Genomic DNA, 20,387 nt, shown 5'->3' on the forward strand with positions numbered 1-20,387 from the left:
CATGAAGAGAGAAACAGTATTCGATCTGATCGGCATCGGCTTCGGGCCGTCGAATCTATCGCTTGCCGTGCGGCTTGCCGAAGAGGCGGGCACGGCGAATCTCGCGCATTGCTTCGTCGAGCGGCAGGCGGAATTCGGCTGGCATCGCGGCATGTTGCTCGACGATTGCCGGATGCAGATTTCCTTCCTGAAGGACCTCGTCACGCAGCGCGACCCGACCAGCCGCTTCACGTTCATCAACTACCTGTTCGAGCGCGGCCGCCTGAACGAATTCGTGAACCTGAAGAACTTCTATCCGACCCGCGTCGAGTTTCACGACTACCTGAACTGGGTCGCGGATGCGTTCGAGGAGCGCGTCCACTACGGCCAGACCGTCACCGCGATCGAGCCGGTCATGGAAGCGGGCGCGAGCGGCGAGATCGCCGCGTTGCGCGTCCTGTCGCAAGATGGCGAGGGACGCGAGTGGCAGCGGGTGACACGCGCGCTGTCGGTCGGCATCGGCGGCGCGGCGCAGGTGCCGGAGGCGTTCGCGGCGCTCGGGCCGCATAACGTGATTCATTCGTCGGGCTATCTGAATTCGATCGAGCGTGTGGTCGGCAAGCCGGATGGCGGCGCGAAGCGCGTCGCCGTGATCGGTGCGGGACAGAGCGCGGCGGAAGTGTTCGCCGATCTCGCGCGCCGCTTTCCCCACGTCGATGCGAGCCTCGTCATCCGGTCGAGCGCGCTCAAGCCCGCCGACGACACACCGTTCGTCAACGAAATCTTCAGCCCGGCCTATACCGACGTCGTGTATTCGCAGTCGCAGGACGCTAGGCGCGCGCTGATCGAAGGGTTCCGCGATACGAACTACGCGGTCGTCGATCGTCCGCTGATCGAGCAGATCTACGAAATGCTGTACTTGCAGACGGTCTCCGATGACGTGCGGCATCGCCTGCTGGCGAACACCGCCATCGAAGGCGCCGTGCGCACGGCGAACGGTCAGATCGAACTGACGATGCGCGATCGTCTGAGCGGCCACGCGCGCGCCGAGCGCTTCGATGCGCTCGTGCTCGCGACGGGTTATCGGCGGGACACGCATCTCGCGCTGCTTGAGGGCCTTGCGCCGCATCTCGGCGACGCGCTCGCCACGCAGAGCGTCGGCCGCGACTACCGGCTCGCGACGCCCGCGCAGTTCAAGCCGCGCATCTACCTGCAAGGCTGCTGCGAGGACAGCCACGGACTGTCGGACACCTTGCTCTCGGTGCTGGCGATGCGCTCGGACGAGATCGTCGCGTCGCTCGCGCAACAGGCGGCGGACAAGCACGCCGGCGGCCAGCCGGCGGATACGAAAAAGAACGGGGTGAGCGGCGGCCGCGTGGCCTTCGCTCTTTGATGTTGTCGATGAGATAGCGGCCGCTGGCCGCATGCAGCCTGGAGAGAACAATAATGATGTGGGGAACAGGGATGCGCCGGACCGCGATCGCGGCGGCGGCGGGCGTGGCGTTCTGCGCCGCCGCGATGGATCGCGCGCTGGCGCAGGAAGCACCACAAGCGACTACGCAAGAAGCCACGCTACCCGCGGTCAGGGTCAACGCGGCCGCCGAGGGCGACGGCACGGTCGGTCTCGTTGCGCGCCGCAGCAGCACGGGCACAAAAACCGATACGCCGATCAACGAAATTCCGCAGACCATCAACGTCGTTACGTCGGCGCAGATCGAGGAAACTGGCGCGACCAGCATCAACGAAGCGCTGCGCTACATTCCGGGCTTCTCGTCGTATGGCGCGGACGTGCGCTCCGACTGGTATTCGGCGCTGCGCGGCTTCACGCCGACCGTGTTCGTCGACGGCCTGCAGGTGCCGAACACACTCAATCTGGCGAGCTGGCGCGTCGATCCGTACATGATCGACAGCATCACGATCCTGCGCGGGCCGACTTCCGTGCTGTACGGCCAGGGCGATCCGGGCGCGATCGTCGACGTGCAGAGCAAGCTTGCGAACGGCGAGCGTATCCGCGAAGTCGGCATGCAGCTCGGCAACTATGCGCGAAAGCAGGTGCAGTTCGATATCGGCGACACGATCGATAAGGACGGCACGCTGTCGTATCGCGTGCTCGCGGTCGGTCGCGACGGCAATTCGCTCACCGGGCCGCACGCGGAACAGCGTTTTTCGATCGCGCCGTCAGTCAGGTGGCAGCCGAACGCGAGCACGTCGCTGACGGTGGCCGCGAGCTATCTGCAGGACTGGGGCGACGCGTCGAACAACTTCCTGCCCGCCGAAGGCACCGTGCTGCCCAATCCGAACGGCCGGATCTCGGAGAACCTGTACACCGGCGACCCGACCTATTCGTACTATCGGAAGAAGGAGTGGTCGGTCGGCTATCAGTTCGAGCACAAGTTCGATCCGGTCTGGACATTCCGCCAGAACACGCGCTGGATGCATCTCTCGCTCGACAACGGCGCGGTCTGGGGCGCCGGCCTCGATCCGAGCGATCCGACCGAGCAGACGCTCGCGCGCTATGCCGGGCTCTTCCAGCCGAACTACAGCCGCTTCGACATCGACAACCAGGCGCAGGCGCGCTTCGGCACCGGGCCGGTCGAGCATACGGTCCTGCTCGGCTTCGAGTACAACCGCCAGAATTCGACCGACAGCGAATGGCTCGCGCAGGGGCCGAGCCTCAACATGTACAACCCGGTCTATACGCCAGTGTCGACCGCGATCTTCAGCGGCCCGGGTTCGTTCGGCCAGACCAACACGCGCTCGACGCTCGATTCCTTCGGCCTCTACGCGCAGGATCAGATCAAGTGGAACCGCTGGATGCTGACGATCGGCGGTCGCGAGGACTGGAGCGATACGAAGCAGGATGACGTCATCCGCGGCACGCAGCAGAAGCAGAACGACAGCGCGTTCACCGGGCGCGTCGGACTGACTTATCTGGGCGATTACGGGCTCTCGCCGTACATCAGCTATTCGACGTCGTTCAATCCGATCATCGGCGTGAAGATGGCCGACGGCGGTCTGCCCGCGCCGACCAAAGGCAGGCAGATCGAGGCGGGCCTGCGCTGGCAGCCGGCGGGCAAGAACCTGATGCTCAACGCGGCGATCTACCAGATCAACCAGACGAACGTCCTCACGCCCGATCCCACCGACCCGACCGGCACGTTCTCCGTGCAGACCGGCGAAGTGCGCTCGCGCGGCATCGAACTGAGCGCGGTCGGCAACGTGACGCGCAACTTCTCGGTGATCGCCGCCTACGTGTATCAGGACGTGAAGAACATCCGCGCGAACGACGTCACGCTTGACAAGTGGCCGGTCTCGATTCCGCTGCCGCACCAGATGGCGTCGCTCTGGGCCGACTGGACCTGGCACGCGGGTCCGCTCGAAGGCCTGGGATTCGGCGCGGGCATCCGCTATCAGAGCGGCCTCGCCGGCGCCGCCGACAACTCGCTCTACGTGCCGAGCTACACGGTGTACGACGCGGCCGTTCACTACGACATGCGTCACTGGCGCTTTGCCGTGAACGCTTCGAATATTTTCGATCGCACCTTCGTGACAGGTTGCCAGTCGACCTCGGCGTGCTTCTACGGCAATCCGCGCACCGTGATCGCCAGCGCCCGCTACAACTGGTGACGCGCTCACCCTACGCACCTTCATCCATGACGAAGATAAAACTGGTCTACATCCTGTCCCTGCGTAACGCCGCCGCCGATCGGGCGGGACAGGACATCGAATACAAAGGCGGCCTGCGTTACATGAAATCGCCGCTCGAATTCCTCGTCGAGCAGCTCAACGAGACGGAACTCGGCGAATCCTATTCTCTGGAAGGCGTCATCTACGACGACGACGAAGGATCGGCCACGGACCGCGCGAAGCTCGGCGAATACGGTTTCGCTTGCCAGCCGGGCAAGCCGTGGATCCATCCGCCGCATCTCGCGGTAGAGGGCCGGCCGGTGACGAGTCTGCTGCACGCGATTCCTTCGACCTACCGGCGGTTGCCGCTGGATTCGTCCGAGCGTCCGGCGCAAAAGAGCGCGTTCGAGCGGCGCCTGCTCGCGAAGCTGGTCGAACTCGATGCGGATTTCGTCGTGCTCGACGGCCTGCTCGTGATTCTCGATGAACTGGTACGGCCAGGTGCGCCGTTTCATCGGCGGATCGCGAATATCCATCCGGGCGTGACGCGGCTCGGCTCGCGCTACGAACGGCGCGGCGCCTACGCGACGCTCGATGCGCTGCATGGCGCGCGCGGCCGCAAGGTCGTCGACTGGACGACCGGCGAGACGCGCCCGGTGCCGCCCGTCGACCGGACGGGCGCGTCGTTCCATTACGTCGACAACGGCATCGATTCGGGCGAAGTCATCTTCGATGTGCTGGCAACGCCCATCGACGTGAACGACACGATCCTCGAACTGCGCTGGAACAATTTCCAGCAAAGCCTTTTTCCCGCGCTGGAAGGCGGGCTCGCCACGATGGCCGAGAGTTTCGTGAAAGCGTCGATCTGACGATCGCGCCTTCCACCACCCAGCCACACGCCGGAGACATGACGATGAACATTCGCTTCGATCCCGAGATGACGGCGGCTTGCGCCGTCATCGAACCGCCCGATCGCACGCTTGCTGTGTGGCGGCCGGACCTCGCGCCCGACGCGCTTCTGCCCGCGCTCGCCGAGCTGTTTTGCGGCGAGACCGACCGCCAGCGTGCGACGCTCGCGATGCCGCTTGCAAGCGCCGACGCTCAAACCATCGACGCATTCGTCGCGCGCGCGAAGGCCGAAGGCGTGATCGACCGGGCCGCGCAGCAAGACGGAGAACTGCTCGTCACGACTTCGCGCAGGACGTTCTGGCAGCTGCCGCGCCCGTGGCTCAAAGCGCGCGCGTCGGGCGACACGCCGCTGCGTTACACCGAGACGAACGGCCGGCGTCATCCCGTGCGGCCGGGCAACGCCGAAGGCACGATCTACGAGCGCTTCTTCCCGCAGATCGGGATGACATTCAGCTTGCGTACCGCCGATCCGGAAGCGGACGCCGACGTCTTCAGCGAGTGGCAGAACCTGGATCGCGTCGCGTACTTCTGGGACCAGAAGGGCACGCGCGCCGAACACAAGGCGTATCTGGCCGAGCGTCGCGACGATCCGCACATGCATCCGATGATCGGTTATTTCGACGGAAAGCCCTTCGGCTATTTCGAATTTTATTGGGCAAAGGAGGACCGGCTCGGCCCGTTCTACGACGCGGGCGATTTCGATCGCGGCCTGCATCTTTTGATCGGCGATCCGCAATTCCAGAGCGCCGGCAAGCTCAAGGCATGGTGGAGCGGCGTGCTGCACTACATGTTCGTCGACGATCCGCGCACCGAGCGGCTCGTCGGCGAACCGCGCGTCGATCACGTGCGGCACATCGCGTACATGCATCGCATGGGCTTTTATACGCTCAAGGAATTTGACTTCCCGCACAAGCGCGCGGCGCTTACCGTGATCGAACGCGAGAAGTTCTTCAGCGACTTCAGGTTCTGATGCGTCAGGCCGACCACGCGAGCGCAGCCGCATAACCCGGCGGTGCGGCAAGCGTGGCGGTTTGCAGGAAGGCGTCGCCGATGGCGATGCCTTCGCGCGGCCCGCCGAGCGTCGAAACGTGCTGCATGCCTTCCGTCAGCCCGGCGCCGTGGGCCTTCAAAACCGCCTCCTTCATTACCCAGATCTCGTAGAACGCGGCGTTCTGCGCGGCGCGTTCGAGCCGCTCGATATGCGCGCGTTCGCTGGGACTCAGCGCGATGTCCGCGACGGTGCGCCAGTCGAAATGAATGGCGCATTGTTCAATATCCACGCCGACCCGCTTTCCCGATGCCAGCGCGATCAGGCCATGCGCGCCCGAGTGCGAGACGTTGAAATCGATGGCCGGTTCGCGCGCGTGTTGGCTTGCCAGCCCTAGCGCCGGGCGGCGGTTCCGGCCTTCTACGATGGCGACGTCGGCTGCGCTCAGGCCCGTCGCGTCGGCCAGGATTTCGCGCAATGCCGCGCGGACGGTGGCGAAACGCAAGGCATCCTCACGTCGATGAAACGAGCGCGCGCGCGAACGTTCGGTGTCCGAGAGAGAGGGGAAAGTTGAATCGTCGAATGGAGCGTCGAGCGCGATGTCGATGCGCCACACGGCAAGGTCCGCAGGGCAGCCTGACGGCAGGGGCAAGGGCAAGGACTGGAACGAAGTCATCGATTGCGTTTTCGGATGTCGTGAAACCGCGAGCGATCATGTTGCTTTCTTAATCGCCGATGGCTTCGACTTCGTGGAGTTGTCACTTCAAAGGCGCGTCACGCTTGCTTGCGTGCGAATGCCGCCATCCGATGACTTGGGCTCCTTAAGCATCACGCTTGGCTTAAACACCCGACGTCTTGCCGCGGACACCCTCGGCAAGACTCGACCACGCTTCGTCAAGCGGCGGCGGCAGGCGCCTGTTCAGCCGCTCCGTCGACAACCACCGGCTTTGCACGCAGGCGGCGTGTCGCGGTCTTGGTCGACGCGACACCCTTGCGTTTGGCGGCTGCCTTGACACCCGTCGCAGACTTCTTCGCCGCTGTCTTGCGACTCGCGGCCTGGGTCTTCTTCGCCGAGGCTTTCTTGGCCGCCGGCTTTTTGGCTGACGGGGCCGCTTGGCCCGCAGCGCCATCGATCAGGAACTTGGTGCGATCCTTCACGTCCTTGATCCACGCAGGAGGACGCGCATGCCCGCTCCACGTTTCGCCGGTCTTGGGGTTCATGTACTTGGGCGGCAGCTTGCCCTGAACCTTGCTCTTCGCGGCTACACGAGTCTTCCTGGACGCGGTCTTGCGCGTAGCCTTGCCTTTCGTCCCATGCGCTTCGATATCGGCGGTGGTCAAGCCGTGGCGTTCCATCATTGCGCGGATGTCATCGAGTACCGATTGAGCCTTCTTTGCAACGATGCTTTCTGCTTGCTTTTGTAGACGCGCTATTCGTTGGTAAAGCTGATCGAGTGAGGCCATATTTATCTCCTAAAGAAGGTATTGCTCGCACTATGCCATCTTTAGCGGGTTTAGCGAAGGTTTTGGCCGCATCGAACAAGCAAAGTTACTAAAAGCAGGAAAATTCCGTATGAGGCGTTGTCGTTTTGGATCGCACGGGTCCGTTTAAAGACGATAAGCGCTAGGGCAGGGCAAGCGAAAGCTTTATCGGATTCGGCGGATCATATGACGCTAGCCGTATGCTAGCCATCCGCCGACGTATTGAAGTGAACCGCTTATTCATTCGCAGGCTTATGCGATTAAGCTTGCGCATCGCACTCCGGCATTGTCGCGGCCCCTACAATGACCGGCGGCGTCGTTGCAAGAAGGCGTGCCGGCGCCGATTGCGTTTGGGCGCTATTATTTCGCTGTGAGCAGATTCGACGCGAGGCGTCCGGATGGTCCGGCGCCGGTCGGCAGACATGAAGCGCGATCATGGAAAGCACACTTACGGCAGAGGCAAGCGTCTCGTCAGACGGAAAAATGGTCCTTTTCATGGCGGTCGCGCACGGCGAAACGGTCCAGTGCGCGATCACGCGGGACGCGCTCGAAGAGCACTTCTGGACGCCCGTCGGCGCGACCGACGCCCGGCTCCTGAAGGCCTACATGGACGGGCGCAAACGAATCGCGGCCGCCGTCGAGCGAAAAATGCTGCGCGACAGGCGTGCGCCGATCGTGCTCCATGCAAGCGACTTCTCGCACTAAAGGCGAAACCGGCGGCTCCAGCGCCGATGAAACGCCGCCGGCGGCGCGGCATGCATTCGCCTGACAATCAACCGGCGATCAACCTGCCCGCACGCAGGCTTTCAGCGCATCGATCAGGTCGCGCGGGTCATACGGCTTGCGCAAGTGCTGCGCGCCTGCGAGCGCCTGCCGCTCGTCGGGCGCCAGCACCAGATCCCGGCCGCTGATGAAAATCACGCCGAGCGTCGCATCGAGCCGGCGTGCCGCGATCGCGAGATCGATTCCCGAAGCGCTGCCGAGGCCGATGTCGGTCAGCATCACGTCGATGGCCTGACTGCCCAGAATGCGCATCGCTTCGGTCTCCGAGTTTGCCTCGACGATGTTCAGCCCGAACGTCGCGAGCAACTCGGCGGTGCTCGCGCGCACGAGGTCGTCGTCTTCGACGAGCAGAATGCGCAGGCCGCGCAAGCTGTCGGGCGCGAAAAGTGTGCTTCCTTGCCCGGTTTCGTCCGCCACGGGCGACGCTTGCGCGAGTTGCTGACGCGTAATCGTCAGCACATGGCGCACCTTGCGTGCGAGCGCTTCGTGCGTGTAAGGCTTGCTGAGCAGCTCGATGCCCTCGTCGAGCCGGCCCGAATGCACGATGGCGTTGTCCGTATAGCCCGAGGTGAACAGCACGGCCACCGTCGGCAGCCGCTCGCGCGTCTTGCGCGCGAGTTCGGTGCTGCGCAGCGGCCCGGGCATCACGACGTCGGTGAACAGCAGGTCGATCGGCACGCCGCTCTCGACGATCGCCAGCGCACTCTGCGCATCTTTTGCCCGCAGTACGCGGTAGCCGAGGTCCGACAGCAATTCGACGACCGTCGTGCGCACTTCCTCGTCGTCCTCTGCGACGAGGATCGTCTCCGTGCCGCCCTTCGCGGGCCCGGCGTCGACATTCGTCTCCAGGTCTTCTTCCTGACGCACGCGCGGCAGATAGATGCGGATCGTCGTGCCGTGGTCGGGCTCGCTATAGACCTTCACATGCCCACCCGACTGCTTGACGAAGCCGTAGACCATCGAGAGTCCCAGGCCCGTTCCCTGACCTTCGGGCTTGGTCGTGAAGAACGGTTCGAACACGCGCTCGCGCACTTCCGGCGACATGCCCGAGCCCGTATCCGTGACGGCCAGCATCACATACTGGCCGGGAATCACGTCGGCGTTGCGCTTCGCGTAGGCGTCGTCGAGCGCGGCGTTGCCTGCTTCGATCGTCAGGCGACCGTGGCCGCTCATCGCGTCGCGGGCGTTGATCGCGAGATTGAGCAGCGCGTTCTCCACCTGGAACGGATCGACGAGCGTATTCCACAACCCGCCCGAGACGATCGTCTCGATTTCGATGCCATCGCCGAGCGCGCGGCGGAACATGTCGTCGAGGCCGCGCACGAAGCGCCCGAGATTCACGACCTTCGGCGCGAGCGGCTGGCGCCTGCCGAATGCGAGCAGTTGCGACGCGAGATTCGCGCCGCGCGCCACGCCCGCGAGCGCGTTGCGCACGCGCTGCTCGGGCTTGTCCGACCCCGCGACGTCCTTCGCGAGCAGTTGCAAATTGCCGCCGATCACCTGCAGCAGGTTGTTGAAATCGTGCGCGACGCCGCCCGTCAGCTTGCCGATCGCCTCCATCTTCTGCGCCATGCGCAGCGCCTCTTCGGCGTGACGCAGCGCTTCGGTGGTTTCGCGATCGGACGTGACATCGCGTCCGACGCCGTGGATGCGCTCCGTCGAAGGATCGATCGACAGCGTCCACGCGACCCAGCGCCACGAATGATCGATGCGGCGCAGGCGGCTTTCGTGCCGCACCGGCGCGCCGTTCGCGCGCAGCCGTTCGAGATGCTCGCGCACGGCGGGAATGTCGTCGGGATGCACGAGGTCGAGGTACGAGCGCGTGAGCAGCCACGCGGGATTGTGTCCGAGCAGGCGCGACCACGACGGGCTCACGCGTTGCAGCCTGCCGTCGAGCCCCGCGACGACGAGCAGATCCTCGCTCAGTTCCCAGAGACGGTCGCGGTCCGCGACGGCTTCGATCACACGGCGCTCGAGTGTTTCGTTCAGATCGCGCAGCGCGTCCTGCGTCTTCGTGCGTTCGGCAATCTCGTTTTGCGCGGCCTGATAAAGACGCGCGTTGTCGATCGCGATGGCGGCCTGCGCCGCAATCCCGACGACGATCCTCTCCGCGCGCTCGGTGAATATTCCGGGCTCCGGATGGCCGAAGAAGAGGCCGCCGAGCACTTCGCCATTGCGCGAGACGACCGGTGCGGCGAGATAGCTGCGCACCGCGAGATGTCCGTGCGGCATGCCGCGGTGCGGCGCGTTGTGGCCGTAGCGCGGGTCTGTCGTGATGTCGTCGGAGCGGACGATGCCGGCGCCTTCGAAGGTCGGCGCGAAGACGGCCGTGTTGCGCGGCATCGGGAACTTCGAGAAGGCATCTTTCGGCACGCCCGAGAGCGTGTACAGCATGTAGCTGCCGCCCGCTTCGTCGAGCACGTTGTAGAAGAACGAACCGAACGCGGCGCCGGTCAGCTCGGTCGCGGCATCGGTGACGGTCTGCACGGCGCGGTTCAGATCGAGTTCGGCGGCCACCGCCTGACCCACGCGATTCAGCACTTCGAGCGTGCGCGAATCCTCGCGCAGCTTCTGCTCCGTTTCGCGCCGCAGCCGCGCGAGTTGCAGATTGCTCGCGACGCGCGCGAGCAATTCGCGCGCGGAAAAGGGTTTCGTCAGATAGTCGTCGGCGCCGGATTCGAGGCCGCTCACGCGCGCCTCCTCGCCCGCGCGCGCCGACAACAGCAGGACCGGCGTCTCGCGCAACCGCGCGTCCGCGCGCAGCTCGCGCAACAGGCCGAAGCCGTCGAGGCGCGGCATCATCACGTCCGACACGACGATCTCCGGCTGCGTCGCGCGCGCGGCCTCGAGCGCCGCCTCACCATCGACGGCGAGCTCGACCCGATGGCCCGCCGCGCTCAGAATGCGCTTCATGTAATCGCGCAGGTCGGCGTTGTCGTCGACGACGAGCACGCGCGCGGGCGCCGCCTCGTTCGCCTGCGGGGCCGCAGCGGCGTCCGCGGCGACGCTTTCGGCCGCTTCCGGATTCCAGCGCACGGCGGCGTCGACGTAGGCCTGCGCGTTGCGGCTCGTCGCGGCGGTGGAATCGGCGTGGGCCGCGCCCGGCGCGCCCTGCGGCAGCGTGACGGCGAAGCGCGAACCGGCGCCGGGCCGGCTCTCGACGTCGATCGTGCCGCCATGCAGCCGCACCAGTTCCTGCACCATCGCGAGCCCGATGCCGCTGCCTTCGACCGAGCGTCCCTTCGCGCCCGCGACGCGGTGAAAGCGCTCGAAGAGGCGCGGCAGTTCGTCCTCCGCGACGCCGATGCCCGTATCCGCCACGCTCACTTCGACGCCGCCGTCGGCCGTCTTCCTCATGGCGACCGTGATCGCGCCCGCGAACGTGAACTTGTACGCGTTCGAGAGCAGGTTCATCACGACCTTTTCCCACATCTCGCGATCCAGATCGACGATGGGACGGCCGCCTTCGTCGTCGAGATCGATCACGAGCTGCATGCCCGCCGACTCGATCGCCGAACGAAAGAGCGACGCGAGATCGGCGGTGAATGCGCCGATGTCCGTGGGCTGCTTGTGGATCTGCATGCGGCCCGCTTCGATGCGCGAGAAATCGAGCAGCGCGTTGACGAGCTTCAGCAGCCGCAAGCCGTTGCGATGCGTGAGTTCGACCAGTTCGCGATCCGTGCTGCCGGGCGTGTCCGGCTTCGCGAGCAGTTCTTCGAGCGGGCCGAGCATCAGCGTGAGCGGCGTGCGGAATTCGTGGCTGATGTTGGAAAAGAACGCGGTCTTCGCGCGGTCGATTTCCGAGAGCGCTTCGGCGCGGCGCCGCTCTTCCTCGTAGGCGTGCGCATAGCCGATCGCCGCGCCGATCTGACCGGCGACCAGATTCATGAACGCGCGGTAGCCGTCGTCGAAGAGACGGCAGGGGTTGAGCGCCGCGATCAGCACGCCCGCGCGGCCCGTTTCGCCCGCGGCGAGGATCGGCAGCACGAGCGCCTGGCGTGGCGGGATGGTCCAGGCGCCGGTCGGAAGCGCGGCGCCGAACTTCGCCGCGAGATCGTCGACGAGCACGGGCGACTGGGTGCGCAACGCTTCGTCGAAGGGCCAGGGCGGCGCGGCGCTCGCGTCCATCGACGCGGGCGCCGCCGGATGGTCCGTGCCGATGCCGCTCGCGCAGACGAGCGAGACGTGCGCTTCGCCCGGCTCGGCGGTGTAGAGCAGCGCGAAGGGCAGGTCGTGCGGATTGGTCGCGAGCGCACGAGTGGCGAGCGAGCACGCCTCGCGCCATGTGTGCGCGTCGGGCGTTGCGGCGGCGAGTTCGCGCAGCAGCGTCAGTTGCCGTTCGCCGAGGACGCGCGCGGTGTCGTCGCTGTTCGCGCAGATGATGCCGCCGATGCTGCCGTCGTCGTCGGGAACCGGGCTGTAGGAGAACGTGTAGTACGTCTCCTCGGGGAAGCCGTTGCGCTCCATGATGAGCAGCTTCTGCTCGACGAACGTGCCTTCGACGCCCGCCAGCGCGGTCGCGAGCAACGGCGCGATGTCGGACCAGATTTCGCGCCAGACGACTTCGGTCGGCTGTCCAAGCGCGGCCGGGTGCTTGCCTCCGATGATCGACTTGTAAGGGTCGTTGTAGAAAAAGATGAGGTCGCGGCCCCAGCCGATCCAGATCGGCTGGCGCGAAGTCAGCATGATGCGGATGGCCGTCTTCAGGCTTTGCGGCCAGGTTTCGGGGACGCCGAGCGGCGTCGCGTTCCAGTCGTGCGCGCGGATCAGCGCGCCCATCTCGCCGCCGCCCGCGAGAAAGCTCGCGGTGGCGCCGGCCGGTCCCGCGTTCCTCATCTGGTTGTCTGGTTTCATCGACGCGTTTCTCCTCGACACGCTTGGCGTTGCTGCCGTCCTGAACCGCTCGCTCGAACGCGACGGCCGCGCTGCCCCGAACGCGGCCGGCCCGTGACGGCCGAACCTTCGAATTTTCGCACGGAGGCAAACGAAGCGGGTGACGGGAAATTGCCCGATGCAGGTGCGCGACAGGAACGGGGTTTGCGTAATTGTCAGAAGGCTTCAGGAGAAAACCGATGACTTACGAAACGGAACATCTGCATGCGGTCGATTCGCGTTGTGAACCCTTCATGCTCGACCGAAACGGCTGGGTGCCGAACAACCGGCGTCTGCCGGTGCTGCTTTACCGCGGCGTGATCGACGGCGGCCAGTCCGGCGGCGCCGAGCGCTTCGAGGCGTTGTTCGCCCACAACGGCTGGCCGCCGCAATGGCGCGACAGCGTTTTCGACTACCACCACTACCATTCGACCGCGCATGAAGCGCTCGGCATTGCGACCGGGCGCGCGCAACTCATCATTGGCGGGCCGGGGGGACGGATCATCGGCGTGCAGGCGGGCGACGCGCTCGTGCTGCCCGCCGGGACCGGGCACTGCCTGCTCGCGAGCGAAGGCCGCTTCCAGGTGGTGGGCGCGTATCCGCCTGGACAACAGTGGGACATCCGGCGCGATGCGCTCGATGACGACGAGCTTCGCAGGATGGAAGCGCTGCCGTTTCCGGAGCGCGATCCGGTGGGCGGCGCGCAAGGGGAGGTGGCGCGGCTTTGGACATAACAAAAGCGCTCGCCGTTACGGCGAGCGCTTTCGGGCGGCTGGACGGATCGCTTACCGCGCCGACGACCACCCCTTGTAACTCCCCACGTTCTCGCGCGTAATCAGCGTCGACGGCATCTGGATCATCGGATCAGCCGGTTTCTTGCCGTTCATGATTCCATACCCCACTTCCACCGCCGTCTGCGCCATCTTCCACGGGTCCTGGCTCGCCGATGCCTGGATCAGCGTATCGCTTTTGAGCGCCGTTTCGATGTCGGGCGCGCCGTCCACCGACGTGATCACCATATCCTTGCGATGCAGTTGCTTGGCCGCCAGATCGCTGCCCACCGCTTGCGGATCGTTGATCGCGAACAGTCCGTCGATCTTCGGGAAGCGCGTGAGATAACCCTGCATCGCGTTCATGCCGCCTTCACGCGAGCCTTTCGCGTCCTGATCCTCGGAGAGGATCTTGATGCCCGGCGACTTCGCGAGCACTTCCTTGCAGCCCTTCACGCGGTCGATCACGGCCGACACCTGCGGCCCGTTTTCGATCACCACGTTGCCTTTGCCGTTGATCTTCTTCGACAGGAAGTCGCACGCGAGCTGCCCCGCCTGCACGTTGTTCGTCTGCACGGTCGCATCGGCGCCGGCGGCGGCGACGTCGACGGCGATCACCACGATGCCCGCCGCGCGCGCCTTCTTCACCGCCGGCTCGATCGCCTTCGGGTCGGCGGCGTTCAGCAGGATGAGGTCGACGTGCGCCGAGATGAAGTTGTCGATCTGCGTGAACTGCTTGTTCATGTCGTAATCCGCCGACACCGCCTGCACTTTCACGTTCGGATTGATCTGCTTGGCCTTCGCTTCGGCGCCCTTCGAAATGGTCACGAAGTACGGATTGCCGAGCGAGCCGACCGTAATGCCGACCGACTTCAGTTCCTTGTCGGCCGCGTGTGCCGGAACGGCGAGGCCGCACGAGAGGGCCAGCGCGATGCTCGCATATGCGACTTTTTGCTTGAACATTTTTATGTCTCCAGGTGGTCCATTGGTGTTGGCGGGAACAAGCGGACCTGCATGTTCCCGCACGCCGCCGTGCAGGTAAAAAAGCGTTTGGATTACGTGCGTGCCGAGCCGCGCTGGCGATAGCGGTCGAGTGCCACCGCGCCGATGATGACGAGGCCCTTGATGATGTACTGCCAGATGTCCGACACGCCGAGCAGCACGAGGCCGTTGGTCAGCACCGCGATGATCAGCGCGCCCACCAGCGTCCCGACGATCGACCCGACGCCGCCCACGAAGCTCGTGCCGCCGAGAATGACCGCGGCGATCGCATCGAGTTCGTATGACTGGCCGAGCTGCAAGCCGTTCGCCGCATAGAGCCGCGCCGCCGACATCACCGCGCCCAGTCCGGCGAGCACGCCCGATGCAGCATAGACGAACATCTGGATGCCCCACACCTTGATGCCCGACAGGCGCGCCGCTTCCGGATTGCCGCCGACCGAATAGATGCGCAGGCCGAGCACCGTGCGTCGCAGGATGAACCACGACACGATCACCACGGCGATCGCGATGATCACGAGCCAGGGCACGCCCAGCACCGTGTCGTTGCCGATGAACGCGAACGAAAGTTGCGGGTTGAAGATCGTCGTATCGTGGCCGATGAGGCGCGCGATGCCGCGGACCGCGGTCAGCGAGCCGAGCGTGACGATGAACGGCGGCAGCCGCAAGAGCGCGATCAGCGCGCCGTTGACGAGGCCGAACACGAGCCCCACGGCGAGCGCCGCCGGAATGCCGAGCCAGCCCCAGCCCGGAATGTTCGACGCGATGAGCGCGGTCACCGCGGACGCCGCCAGCACCGACCCCACCGACAGGTCGATGCCGCCCGTCAGGATCACGAAGGTCATGCCCGCCGCGAGCACAACGTTGATCGCGGCCTGCTGCGCGACGATCGACATGTTCTGCAGGCTGAAGAAGCCATCGGTCACGACGCCGAACGCGATGCACAGCAAAATCAGCACGGGCAGCATGCCGGCCGTGCGCATCAGCGTCTGCATGCGCTCCTTGTGCTCGATGCGCGATTGCCGCTGGGACGGGCTCTGTCCCTCCGCGATGCCGGGCGCGTCGCCCTCATGCTTGATGGTCTTGCTCATGTCGTCCTCCGAAGATGTCTCTATGTGTGCCGCTGTGTGTGTGTCAGGCTGCCTCGCCGAGCGCCGGGCGTGACCCGGTGGCGAGTTCGATGATCGCTTCCTGCGTGATCGGTTTGCCGCTGTAGCCGCCGAGTTCGCCGGCCAGTTCGCCTTCGCGCATGACGAGCACGCGGTCCGCTGTGCCGATCACTTCCGGCAGTTCGCTCGAAATGATGATGATGCCGACGCCGGTCTTCGCCAGTTCGTTGATGATTCGATAAATCTCCGACTTCGCGCCGATGTCGACGCCGCGCGTCGGTTCGTCGAGGATCAGCACGCGCGGCTTGGTTTCGAGCAGCCGCGAGAGCAGCACCTTCTGCTGGTTGCCGCCGGAGAGCGCGCCCGCGTTCACTTTCGGGCTCGGCACGCGGATCGTCAGCGAGGAGATCGCATCGCGTGCGCGCGTCGCGCCGCGCGCCAGATCGAGCACGCCCATGCGGGCGTCGCGTCCCGCGACCGACACGTTGATGTTGTCGCGCACGCTCATGTCGAGAAAAAGGCCCTGGCCCTTGCGGTCTTCGGTGAGATAGACGAGGCCGGCATCGATCGAGTCGCGCGGTGTGCGCGGGTTGAGCTTCTTGCCGTCGACGGTGATCTCGCCGCGCGTGCGCGGCTCCGCGCCGTAGATGAGCCGCGCGAGCTCGGTGCGCCCGGCGCCGACCAGTCCCGCGATGCCGAGCACTTCGCCCGAATGCAGGTCGAGGCTGCAGCCGCGCACGCGTCCCGCGTCGGCGACGTCGCGCACCTGGAGCACGATTTTGCCCGGATCGTAAGGCGCGTGTTCCTTCTTGTAGAAGCCGGAGATGTCGCGTCCGACCATCATCTTCACGAGGCTTTCCGCCGACAGGTCCGCGCGTTCGAGCGTGCCGACGTAGCCGCCGTCGCGCAGCACCGACACGCGGTCGGACAGTTCATAGATCTCCGCCATCCGGTGACTGATGTAGATGATCGCGAGACCTTCCTGGCGCAACTGGCGGATTAGCTCGAAGAGACGGTCGGTTTCGCGCGACGAAAGCGGCGTCGTCGGTTCGTCCATCACGAGGATGCGCGCTTTCGCGTGCACCGCGCGGGCGATCTCGACCAGCTGCTGCTCGGCAATCGACAAATCGCCGACGAGCGTATGCGGCTTGAACGTGGCGCCGAGGCGCTTGAGCACGTCCTCGCAGCCGCGCTCCATCGCGGGCCGGTCGACGAGGCCGAGGCCGCGCCGCAGTTCGCGTCCCGCGTGGATGTTTTCCGCCACCGAGAGATTCGGCGCGAGGCTCAGTTCCTGGTAGATCACCGCGATGCCGAGGTCTTTGGCGGCGAGCGGCCCGTCGATCACGACCGTCTTGCCTTCGATCAGGATCTGCCCGCCCGCGTCGGCCTGATAGGCGCCCGACAGGATCTTCATCAGCGTCGATTTGCCGGCGCCGTTTTCGCCCATCAGCGAGTGCACTTCGCCCGGATGCACCGTGAGGCGCACGTTGTCGAGCGCGCGGACCCCCGGAAACGTTTTGCTGATGCCGCGCATTTCGAGCAGCGCGGGCCGTGCATCGGGCCTCGCATCGGACCTCGACTCAGGACTGGACATGACTCACCTCGTTCGTATGGGCGCCGGCGCCCTTGAGAATCCCCGCGCGCGGAGAAAAATTGAAGAACATCGGCAGCGTGGCCGCGCCGATCGCGCCCGCGTCGCGGCCGAACGAGCCGCGTGCGAGCACCGGCACACCGCGCGATTCGGGCGCGTTGGCCGCCATCGTGGCGCGCAGACGTTCGATCAGCGTGTCGAGCAGGCCCGCGTCCACGTCGGCGTCGAGCACGACCACCGGCACGTCGAGCACGCAAAGCATCGAACGCAGCGCCGGCGCGAGGGCGTCGACGCAATCGTCGATCCACTCGTCGATCGCCGGAACGCGACGCGCGATGCAGGCTTCGAGATCGGCACGCGTTTCGACCGCCTCGCCGCAGTAGCGAAGGTGCCGCGCGAGCGCGTTCAGCGACGCGCGCGAGATCAGGATGTCCCATTGCCTGGCCGGTTGCGGCGCCGACGGCAGGCGGCTCGGCGCGACCGGCATCACGGCGATGTCGCCCGCGTTGCCGGACACGCCGCGCAGACAGTCGCCGTCGACCGCGATTCCCGCGCCGATCGCCGAGCCGAGGAACAGATAGATGAAGTCGTCGCAATGGCGGCCGTAGCCGTAGAACAGTTCGGCGATGGCGGCCGAGTTGCCGTCGTTTTCGTTGAACACCGGCAGCCCCAGCGCGCGGCCGAGTTCGGCGGGGAAGTTGATTTCGTCCCAGGCGCGGAAGGTGTCGGTCGGCAAGCCGAGTTCGCGCAGCCAGCTGCCGAGATTGAAGGGTTGCGCGAGGCCGACACCCGCGAGCCGTTCGCGCTCGCCCGGGCTCAGGTGCTTCAGCAGTGTTTCGATGTCGCGCTGAAGGATCGCGAGGACTTCGTCCGGATGCGGCAGCACCATGTCGTAGGAAGCGCGCGCCAGCACGGCACCGGCGAAATTGACCAGCACGGTTTCGAGACTCGTGCGATTGAGCCGCACGCCGATACCGAACGCGCCGCGTGGATCGAGCTTGATGAGCGAGGCGGGCTGGCCGCGCTGGCCGTCGAGGCGCCGTCCCGAAAATTCGATCAGGCCCGCCTTGTTCAGCGACTCGATGATGCTGCCGACCGCCGTGCTGGTCAGATTCGCGTGGCGCGCGAGGTCGGCTTTCGAGGCGGGCTCAGTGCGGCGCAGCGCCTGCAACAGCAGGCGCTCGTTATAGCGACGCACGTTGGCCGAATTGCTGCCCTGGCCGATGTGGGGACTTCTCACGCGGTTCCTCCGGGTCTGGACCGTTGGCTTTCTGATTAAATAAATCAAGTTGATTTATTTAATACCACGGTCGGTCGCGCGTAAAGGAGGGAAATCCCCACGCGCGGCAGGCACGGAAGTTAAATCCGGGACGCACGTCGATTCGTGCGTTGAATGCCGCGCGCGGCTGACAAGAGGGTAGTCGCGTCGCGGACAAAAAGCACGGACAGCTTGTCTTGCGGCGCATCAAGCGCCGCATCCGCCCGAAAGGGCGTGGCGTTCTTCCCGCTCAGGCGCGCGGGAAGCGTCTGCGGCGAGCGAGCGCCGGCACGGCGATGCGCCGGAACCGCTCGCGTTTGTGTTCCTCGTCGAAGTGAGCGAGCGACGGCTTGACGAGATCGCTGCGCGCCACGATGCCAACCAGACGTCGCGTGCCGTTGTCCGCGACGACCGGCAGCCGCTCCAGTCCGTGCACGGCGAGCCGGGTCGCGACGAGCCGGCAGTTCTCGTGCGGCAGCGCGACGACCGGTGTCCGGCCACGCAGCAAATCGGCGACGGTGGCATCGGGATCGTCGTCGAGCATGCCGCGCTCGACGATGCCCAGCACCGCGCCATCGCGCACCGCCGGATACGCGCGATGCGTCTGACCCGCGTCGAAGTATTGCGCGAGCGCGTCGCGGACCGTGAGGTCAGCGTCGATCGTCTGAACCGCCGTCGACATCACCTCGTCCACGTGATGCCGTTCGAGCGGATCGACGCCGTATTCCCGATAAATGTGATAACCGCGCCGCGCGATCTTCTCGGTCATGATCGAGCGCTTTATGACGACGGTCGCGAAGCCGTGCGCGACGAGCGTCGCGGCGAGCAGCGGCAGCAGCGCGTTGACGTCGTGCGTGAGGCCGAACGCGAAGACGATCGCGGTGAGCGGCGCGCCGAGTGTGGCGCCGAGCGTCGCGGCCATGCAGACGAGCGGCCAGAGCGCCGGTTCGCCGCCCGGCAGCACGGGCGCGAGCACCGTGCCGAGCCCGGCGCCGAGCATCAGGAGCGGCGCGAGCACGCCGCCCGACGTCCCCGAGCCGAGCGCGACGACCCACATCACGGCCTTCACCGCCAGAATCGCCACGGCGATCTGCAACGCGACGTGCCCGTGCAGCAAATCGCCGATCACGTCGTAGCCGACGCCGAGCGCGCGCGGCTCGATGTATCCGCCGATGCCGACGACCACGCCACCGAGCGCGGGCCACCACATCCAGTGGATCGGGAGCTTACCGAACAGGTCTTCGGTCTTGTAGAGCGCGGCGGAAAGTCCCGAGGCCAGCGCGCCGGAAAGCAACCCCGCGACGACGCACGACACGAGCGAGAGCCCGTCCGGCGGCGCGGTGACGAGCGGAAAGAGCGGTCCCTGTCCGAAAAACGCGACCCGCGCGAAGCCCGCGACCGCGCACGCCAGCGCGACCGGCAGGAAACTGCGCGGACGCCATTCGAAGAGCAGCAGTTCGACCGCGAGCAGCACCGCCGCGACCGGCGTGCCGAACACCGCGGTCATGCCGGCGGCGGCGCCCGCGACGAGCAGCGTCTTGCGCTCGGCCGACGTGAGCTTCACGCACTGCGCGATCAGCGAGCCGAGCGCGCCGCCCGTCATGATGATCGGACCTTCGGCGCCGAACGGCCCGCCGCTGCCGATCACGATGCCGGACGACAGCGGCTTCAAGACCGCCACCTTCGGCGACATCCGGCTCTTGCCGAACAAAATGGCCTCGATCGCTTCGGGAATGCCGTGTCCGCGAATCTTTTCCGAGCCGTAGCGCGCCATCAGCCCGACGATGAGTCCGCCCGCGACCGGCACGACGAGCACCCAGAGTCCGAGCGTGTTGCTGGCGGGCGAGCGGTCGGCGAACGAAAAGCTGCCGAAGAAAAAGAGGTTCGTGAACAGATGGATGACGCTGAGCAGCACGAACGCCGCGAGCGTGCTGACGCCGCCGATCAGCGCAGCGAGCGCCGAAATGCCGGGAAGTCGCGCGTTGGCGGCGAAGTCGCGTTTTGTCGAATGGAGGCTCAT

General features: G+C 65.8%; 14 protein-coding genes. 6 read left to right on the forward strand and 8 right to left on the reverse strand.

Going from position 1 to position 20,387, the window contains the following annotated elements; translation table 11 throughout:
• Position 1: 1 nt before the first annotated feature.
• The 4 genes from QCE48_RS21935 to QCE48_RS21950 are packed head-to-tail and all read left to right on the forward strand — an operon-like array spanning position 2 to position 5,485.
• Complete coding sequence (locus QCE48_RS21935) at positions 2–1,372, forward strand: lysine N(6)-hydroxylase/L-ornithine N(5)-oxygenase family protein (RefSeq protein ID WP_309784073.1); 1,371 nt, start codon at positions 2–4, stop codon at positions 1,370–1,372.
• 53 nt (positions 1,373–1,425) lie between these two features.
• Complete coding sequence (locus QCE48_RS21940; protein ID WP_309784076.1) at positions 1,426–3,606, forward strand: TonB-dependent siderophore receptor; 2,181 nt, start codon at positions 1,426–1,428, stop codon at positions 3,604–3,606.
• A gap of 26 nt (positions 3,607–3,632) precedes the next feature.
• A complete protein-coding gene (locus QCE48_RS21945; protein ID WP_309784077.1) occupies positions 3,633–4,475 on the forward strand; it encodes a N(5)-hydroxyornithine transformylase PvdF in 843 nt (280 codons plus the stop codon).
• A 44-nt stretch (positions 4,476–4,519) separates the two neighbouring features.
• A complete protein-coding gene (locus QCE48_RS21950) occupies positions 4,520–5,485 on the forward strand; it encodes a GNAT family N-acetyltransferase (RefSeq protein ID WP_404982403.1) in 966 nt (321 codons plus the stop codon).
• Positions 5,486–5,489: 4 nt separating this feature from the next.
• Here QCE48_RS21950 and QCE48_RS21955 read toward each other — a convergent pair whose 3' ends face one another.
• Together QCE48_RS21955 and QCE48_RS21960 are read right to left on the reverse strand one after the other, a co-directional pair.
• The gene (locus QCE48_RS21955; protein ID WP_309784078.1) at positions 5,490–6,119 is read right to left on the reverse strand and encodes a 4'-phosphopantetheinyl transferase superfamily protein; all 630 of its coding nucleotides are present in this window, start codon (positions 6,117–6,119) and stop codon (positions 5,490–5,492) included.
• A gap of 278 nt (positions 6,120–6,397) precedes the next feature.
• Positions 6,398–6,967 carry an H-NS histone family protein gene (locus tag QCE48_RS21960; RefSeq protein WP_309784080.1) on the reverse strand — a complete coding sequence of 190 codons (570 nt, stop codon included), beginning with the start codon at positions 6,965–6,967 and terminating at the stop codon, positions 6,398–6,400.
• Between the two features lie 453 nt (positions 6,968–7,420).
• Between QCE48_RS21960 and QCE48_RS21965 the strand changes: the two genes are divergently transcribed.
• Positions 7,421–7,690 carry a DUF1488 family protein gene (locus QCE48_RS21965; protein WP_087630148.1) on the forward strand — a complete coding sequence of 90 codons (270 nt, stop codon included), beginning with the start codon at positions 7,421–7,423 and terminating at the stop codon, positions 7,688–7,690.
• Positions 7,691–7,768: 78 nt separating this feature from the next.
• Here the strand turns inward: QCE48_RS21965 and QCE48_RS21970 are convergent, their stop codons facing one another.
• Positions 7,769–12,622 carry a response regulator gene (locus QCE48_RS21970; RefSeq protein ID WP_309784081.1) on the reverse strand — a complete coding sequence of 1,618 codons (4,854 nt, stop codon included), beginning with the start codon at positions 12,620–12,622 and terminating at the stop codon, positions 7,769–7,771.
• Between the two features lie 218 nt (positions 12,623–12,840).
• On the opposite strand from QCE48_RS21970, the gene QCE48_RS21975 reads away from it, so the two are divergent.
• Positions 12,841–13,374 carry a cupin gene (locus QCE48_RS21975; protein WP_309784082.1) on the forward strand — a complete coding sequence of 178 codons (534 nt, stop codon included), beginning with the start codon at positions 12,841–12,843 and terminating at the stop codon, positions 13,372–13,374.
• A gap of 51 nt (positions 13,375–13,425) precedes the next feature.
• Here the strand turns inward: QCE48_RS21975 and QCE48_RS21980 are convergent, their stop codons facing one another.
• The 5 genes from QCE48_RS21980 to QCE48_RS22000 form a co-directional block, all read right to left on the reverse strand.
• On the reverse strand, positions 13,426–14,373 hold the full coding sequence (locus QCE48_RS21980; RefSeq protein ID WP_309784083.1) for an ABC transporter substrate-binding protein: 948 nt from the start codon (positions 14,371–14,373) through the stop codon (positions 13,426–13,428).
• 92 nt (positions 14,374–14,465) lie between these two features.
• Positions 14,466–15,500, reverse strand: coding sequence for an ABC transporter permease subunit (locus tag QCE48_RS21985; protein ID WP_309784084.1), 1,035 nt, complete (start codon positions 15,498–15,500; stop codon positions 14,466–14,468).
• Between the two features lie 43 nt (positions 15,501–15,543).
• Entirely contained in the window at positions 15,544–17,112 is a 1,569-nt protein-coding gene (locus tag QCE48_RS21990) for a sugar ABC transporter ATP-binding protein (RefSeq protein WP_309784085.1), read from the reverse strand.
• Positions 17,099–18,349: an ROK family transcriptional regulator gene (locus QCE48_RS21995; protein WP_309784086.1), complete on the reverse strand. Its 1,251-nt coding sequence runs from the start codon at positions 18,347–18,349 to the stop codon at positions 17,099–17,101. Before QCE48_RS21995 ends, QCE48_RS21990 begins: the two co-directional genes overlap by 14 nt.
• A gap of 268 nt (positions 18,350–18,617) precedes the next feature.
• A complete protein-coding gene (locus QCE48_RS22000; RefSeq protein ID WP_309784087.1) occupies positions 18,618–20,387 on the reverse strand; it encodes a chloride channel protein in 1,770 nt (589 codons plus the stop codon).

This window comes from Caballeronia sp. LZ024, assembly GCF_031451455.1.
GTDB lineage: Bacteria > Pseudomonadota > Gammaproteobacteria > Burkholderiales > Burkholderiaceae > Caballeronia > Caballeronia telluris.

What these genes read in the sequence shown, in the direction of transcription:
- QCE48_RS21970 (WP_309784081.1), bottom strand. Translation starts at nt 12,622, where the DNA reads ATGAAACCAGACAACCAGATGAGGAACGCGGGACCGGCCGGCGCCACC.
- QCE48_RS21945 (WP_309784077.1), top strand. Translation starts at nt 3,633, where the DNA reads ATGACGAAGATAAAACTGGTCTACATCCTGTCCCTGCGTAACGCCGCC.
- QCE48_RS21985 (WP_309784084.1), bottom strand. Translation starts at nt 15,500, where the DNA reads ATGAGCAAGACCATCAAGCATGAGGGCGACGCGCCCGGCATCGCGGAG.
- QCE48_RS21950 (WP_404982403.1), top strand. Translation starts at nt 4,520, where the DNA reads ATGAACATTCGCTTCGATCCCGAGATGACGGCGGCTTGCGCCGTCATC.
- QCE48_RS21940 (WP_309784076.1), top strand. Translation starts at nt 1,426, where the DNA reads ATGATGTGGGGAACAGGGATGCGCCGGACCGCGATCGCGGCGGCGGCG.
- QCE48_RS21990 (WP_309784085.1), bottom strand. Translation starts at nt 17,112, where the DNA reads ATGTCCAGTCCTGAGTCGAGGTCCGATGCGAGGCCCGATGCACGGCCC.
- QCE48_RS21965 (WP_087630148.1), top strand. Translation starts at nt 7,421, where the DNA reads ATGGAAAGCACACTTACGGCAGAGGCAAGCGTCTCGTCAGACGGAAAA.
- QCE48_RS22000 (WP_309784087.1), bottom strand. Translation starts at nt 20,387, where the DNA reads ATGAGCCTCCATTCGACAAAACGCGACTTCGCCGCCAACGCGCGACTT.
- QCE48_RS21960 (WP_309784080.1), bottom strand. Translation starts at nt 6,967, where the DNA reads ATGGCCTCACTCGATCAGCTTTACCAACGAATAGCGCGTCTACAAAAG.
- QCE48_RS21980 (WP_309784083.1), bottom strand. Translation starts at nt 14,373, where the DNA reads ATGTTCAAGCAAAAAGTCGCATATGCGAGCATCGCGCTGGCCCTCTCG.
- QCE48_RS21935 (WP_309784073.1), top strand. Translation starts at nt 2, where the DNA reads ATGAAGAGAGAAACAGTATTCGATCTGATCGGCATCGGCTTCGGGCCG.
- QCE48_RS21975 (WP_309784082.1), top strand. Translation starts at nt 12,841, where the DNA reads ATGACTTACGAAACGGAACATCTGCATGCGGTCGATTCGCGTTGTGAA.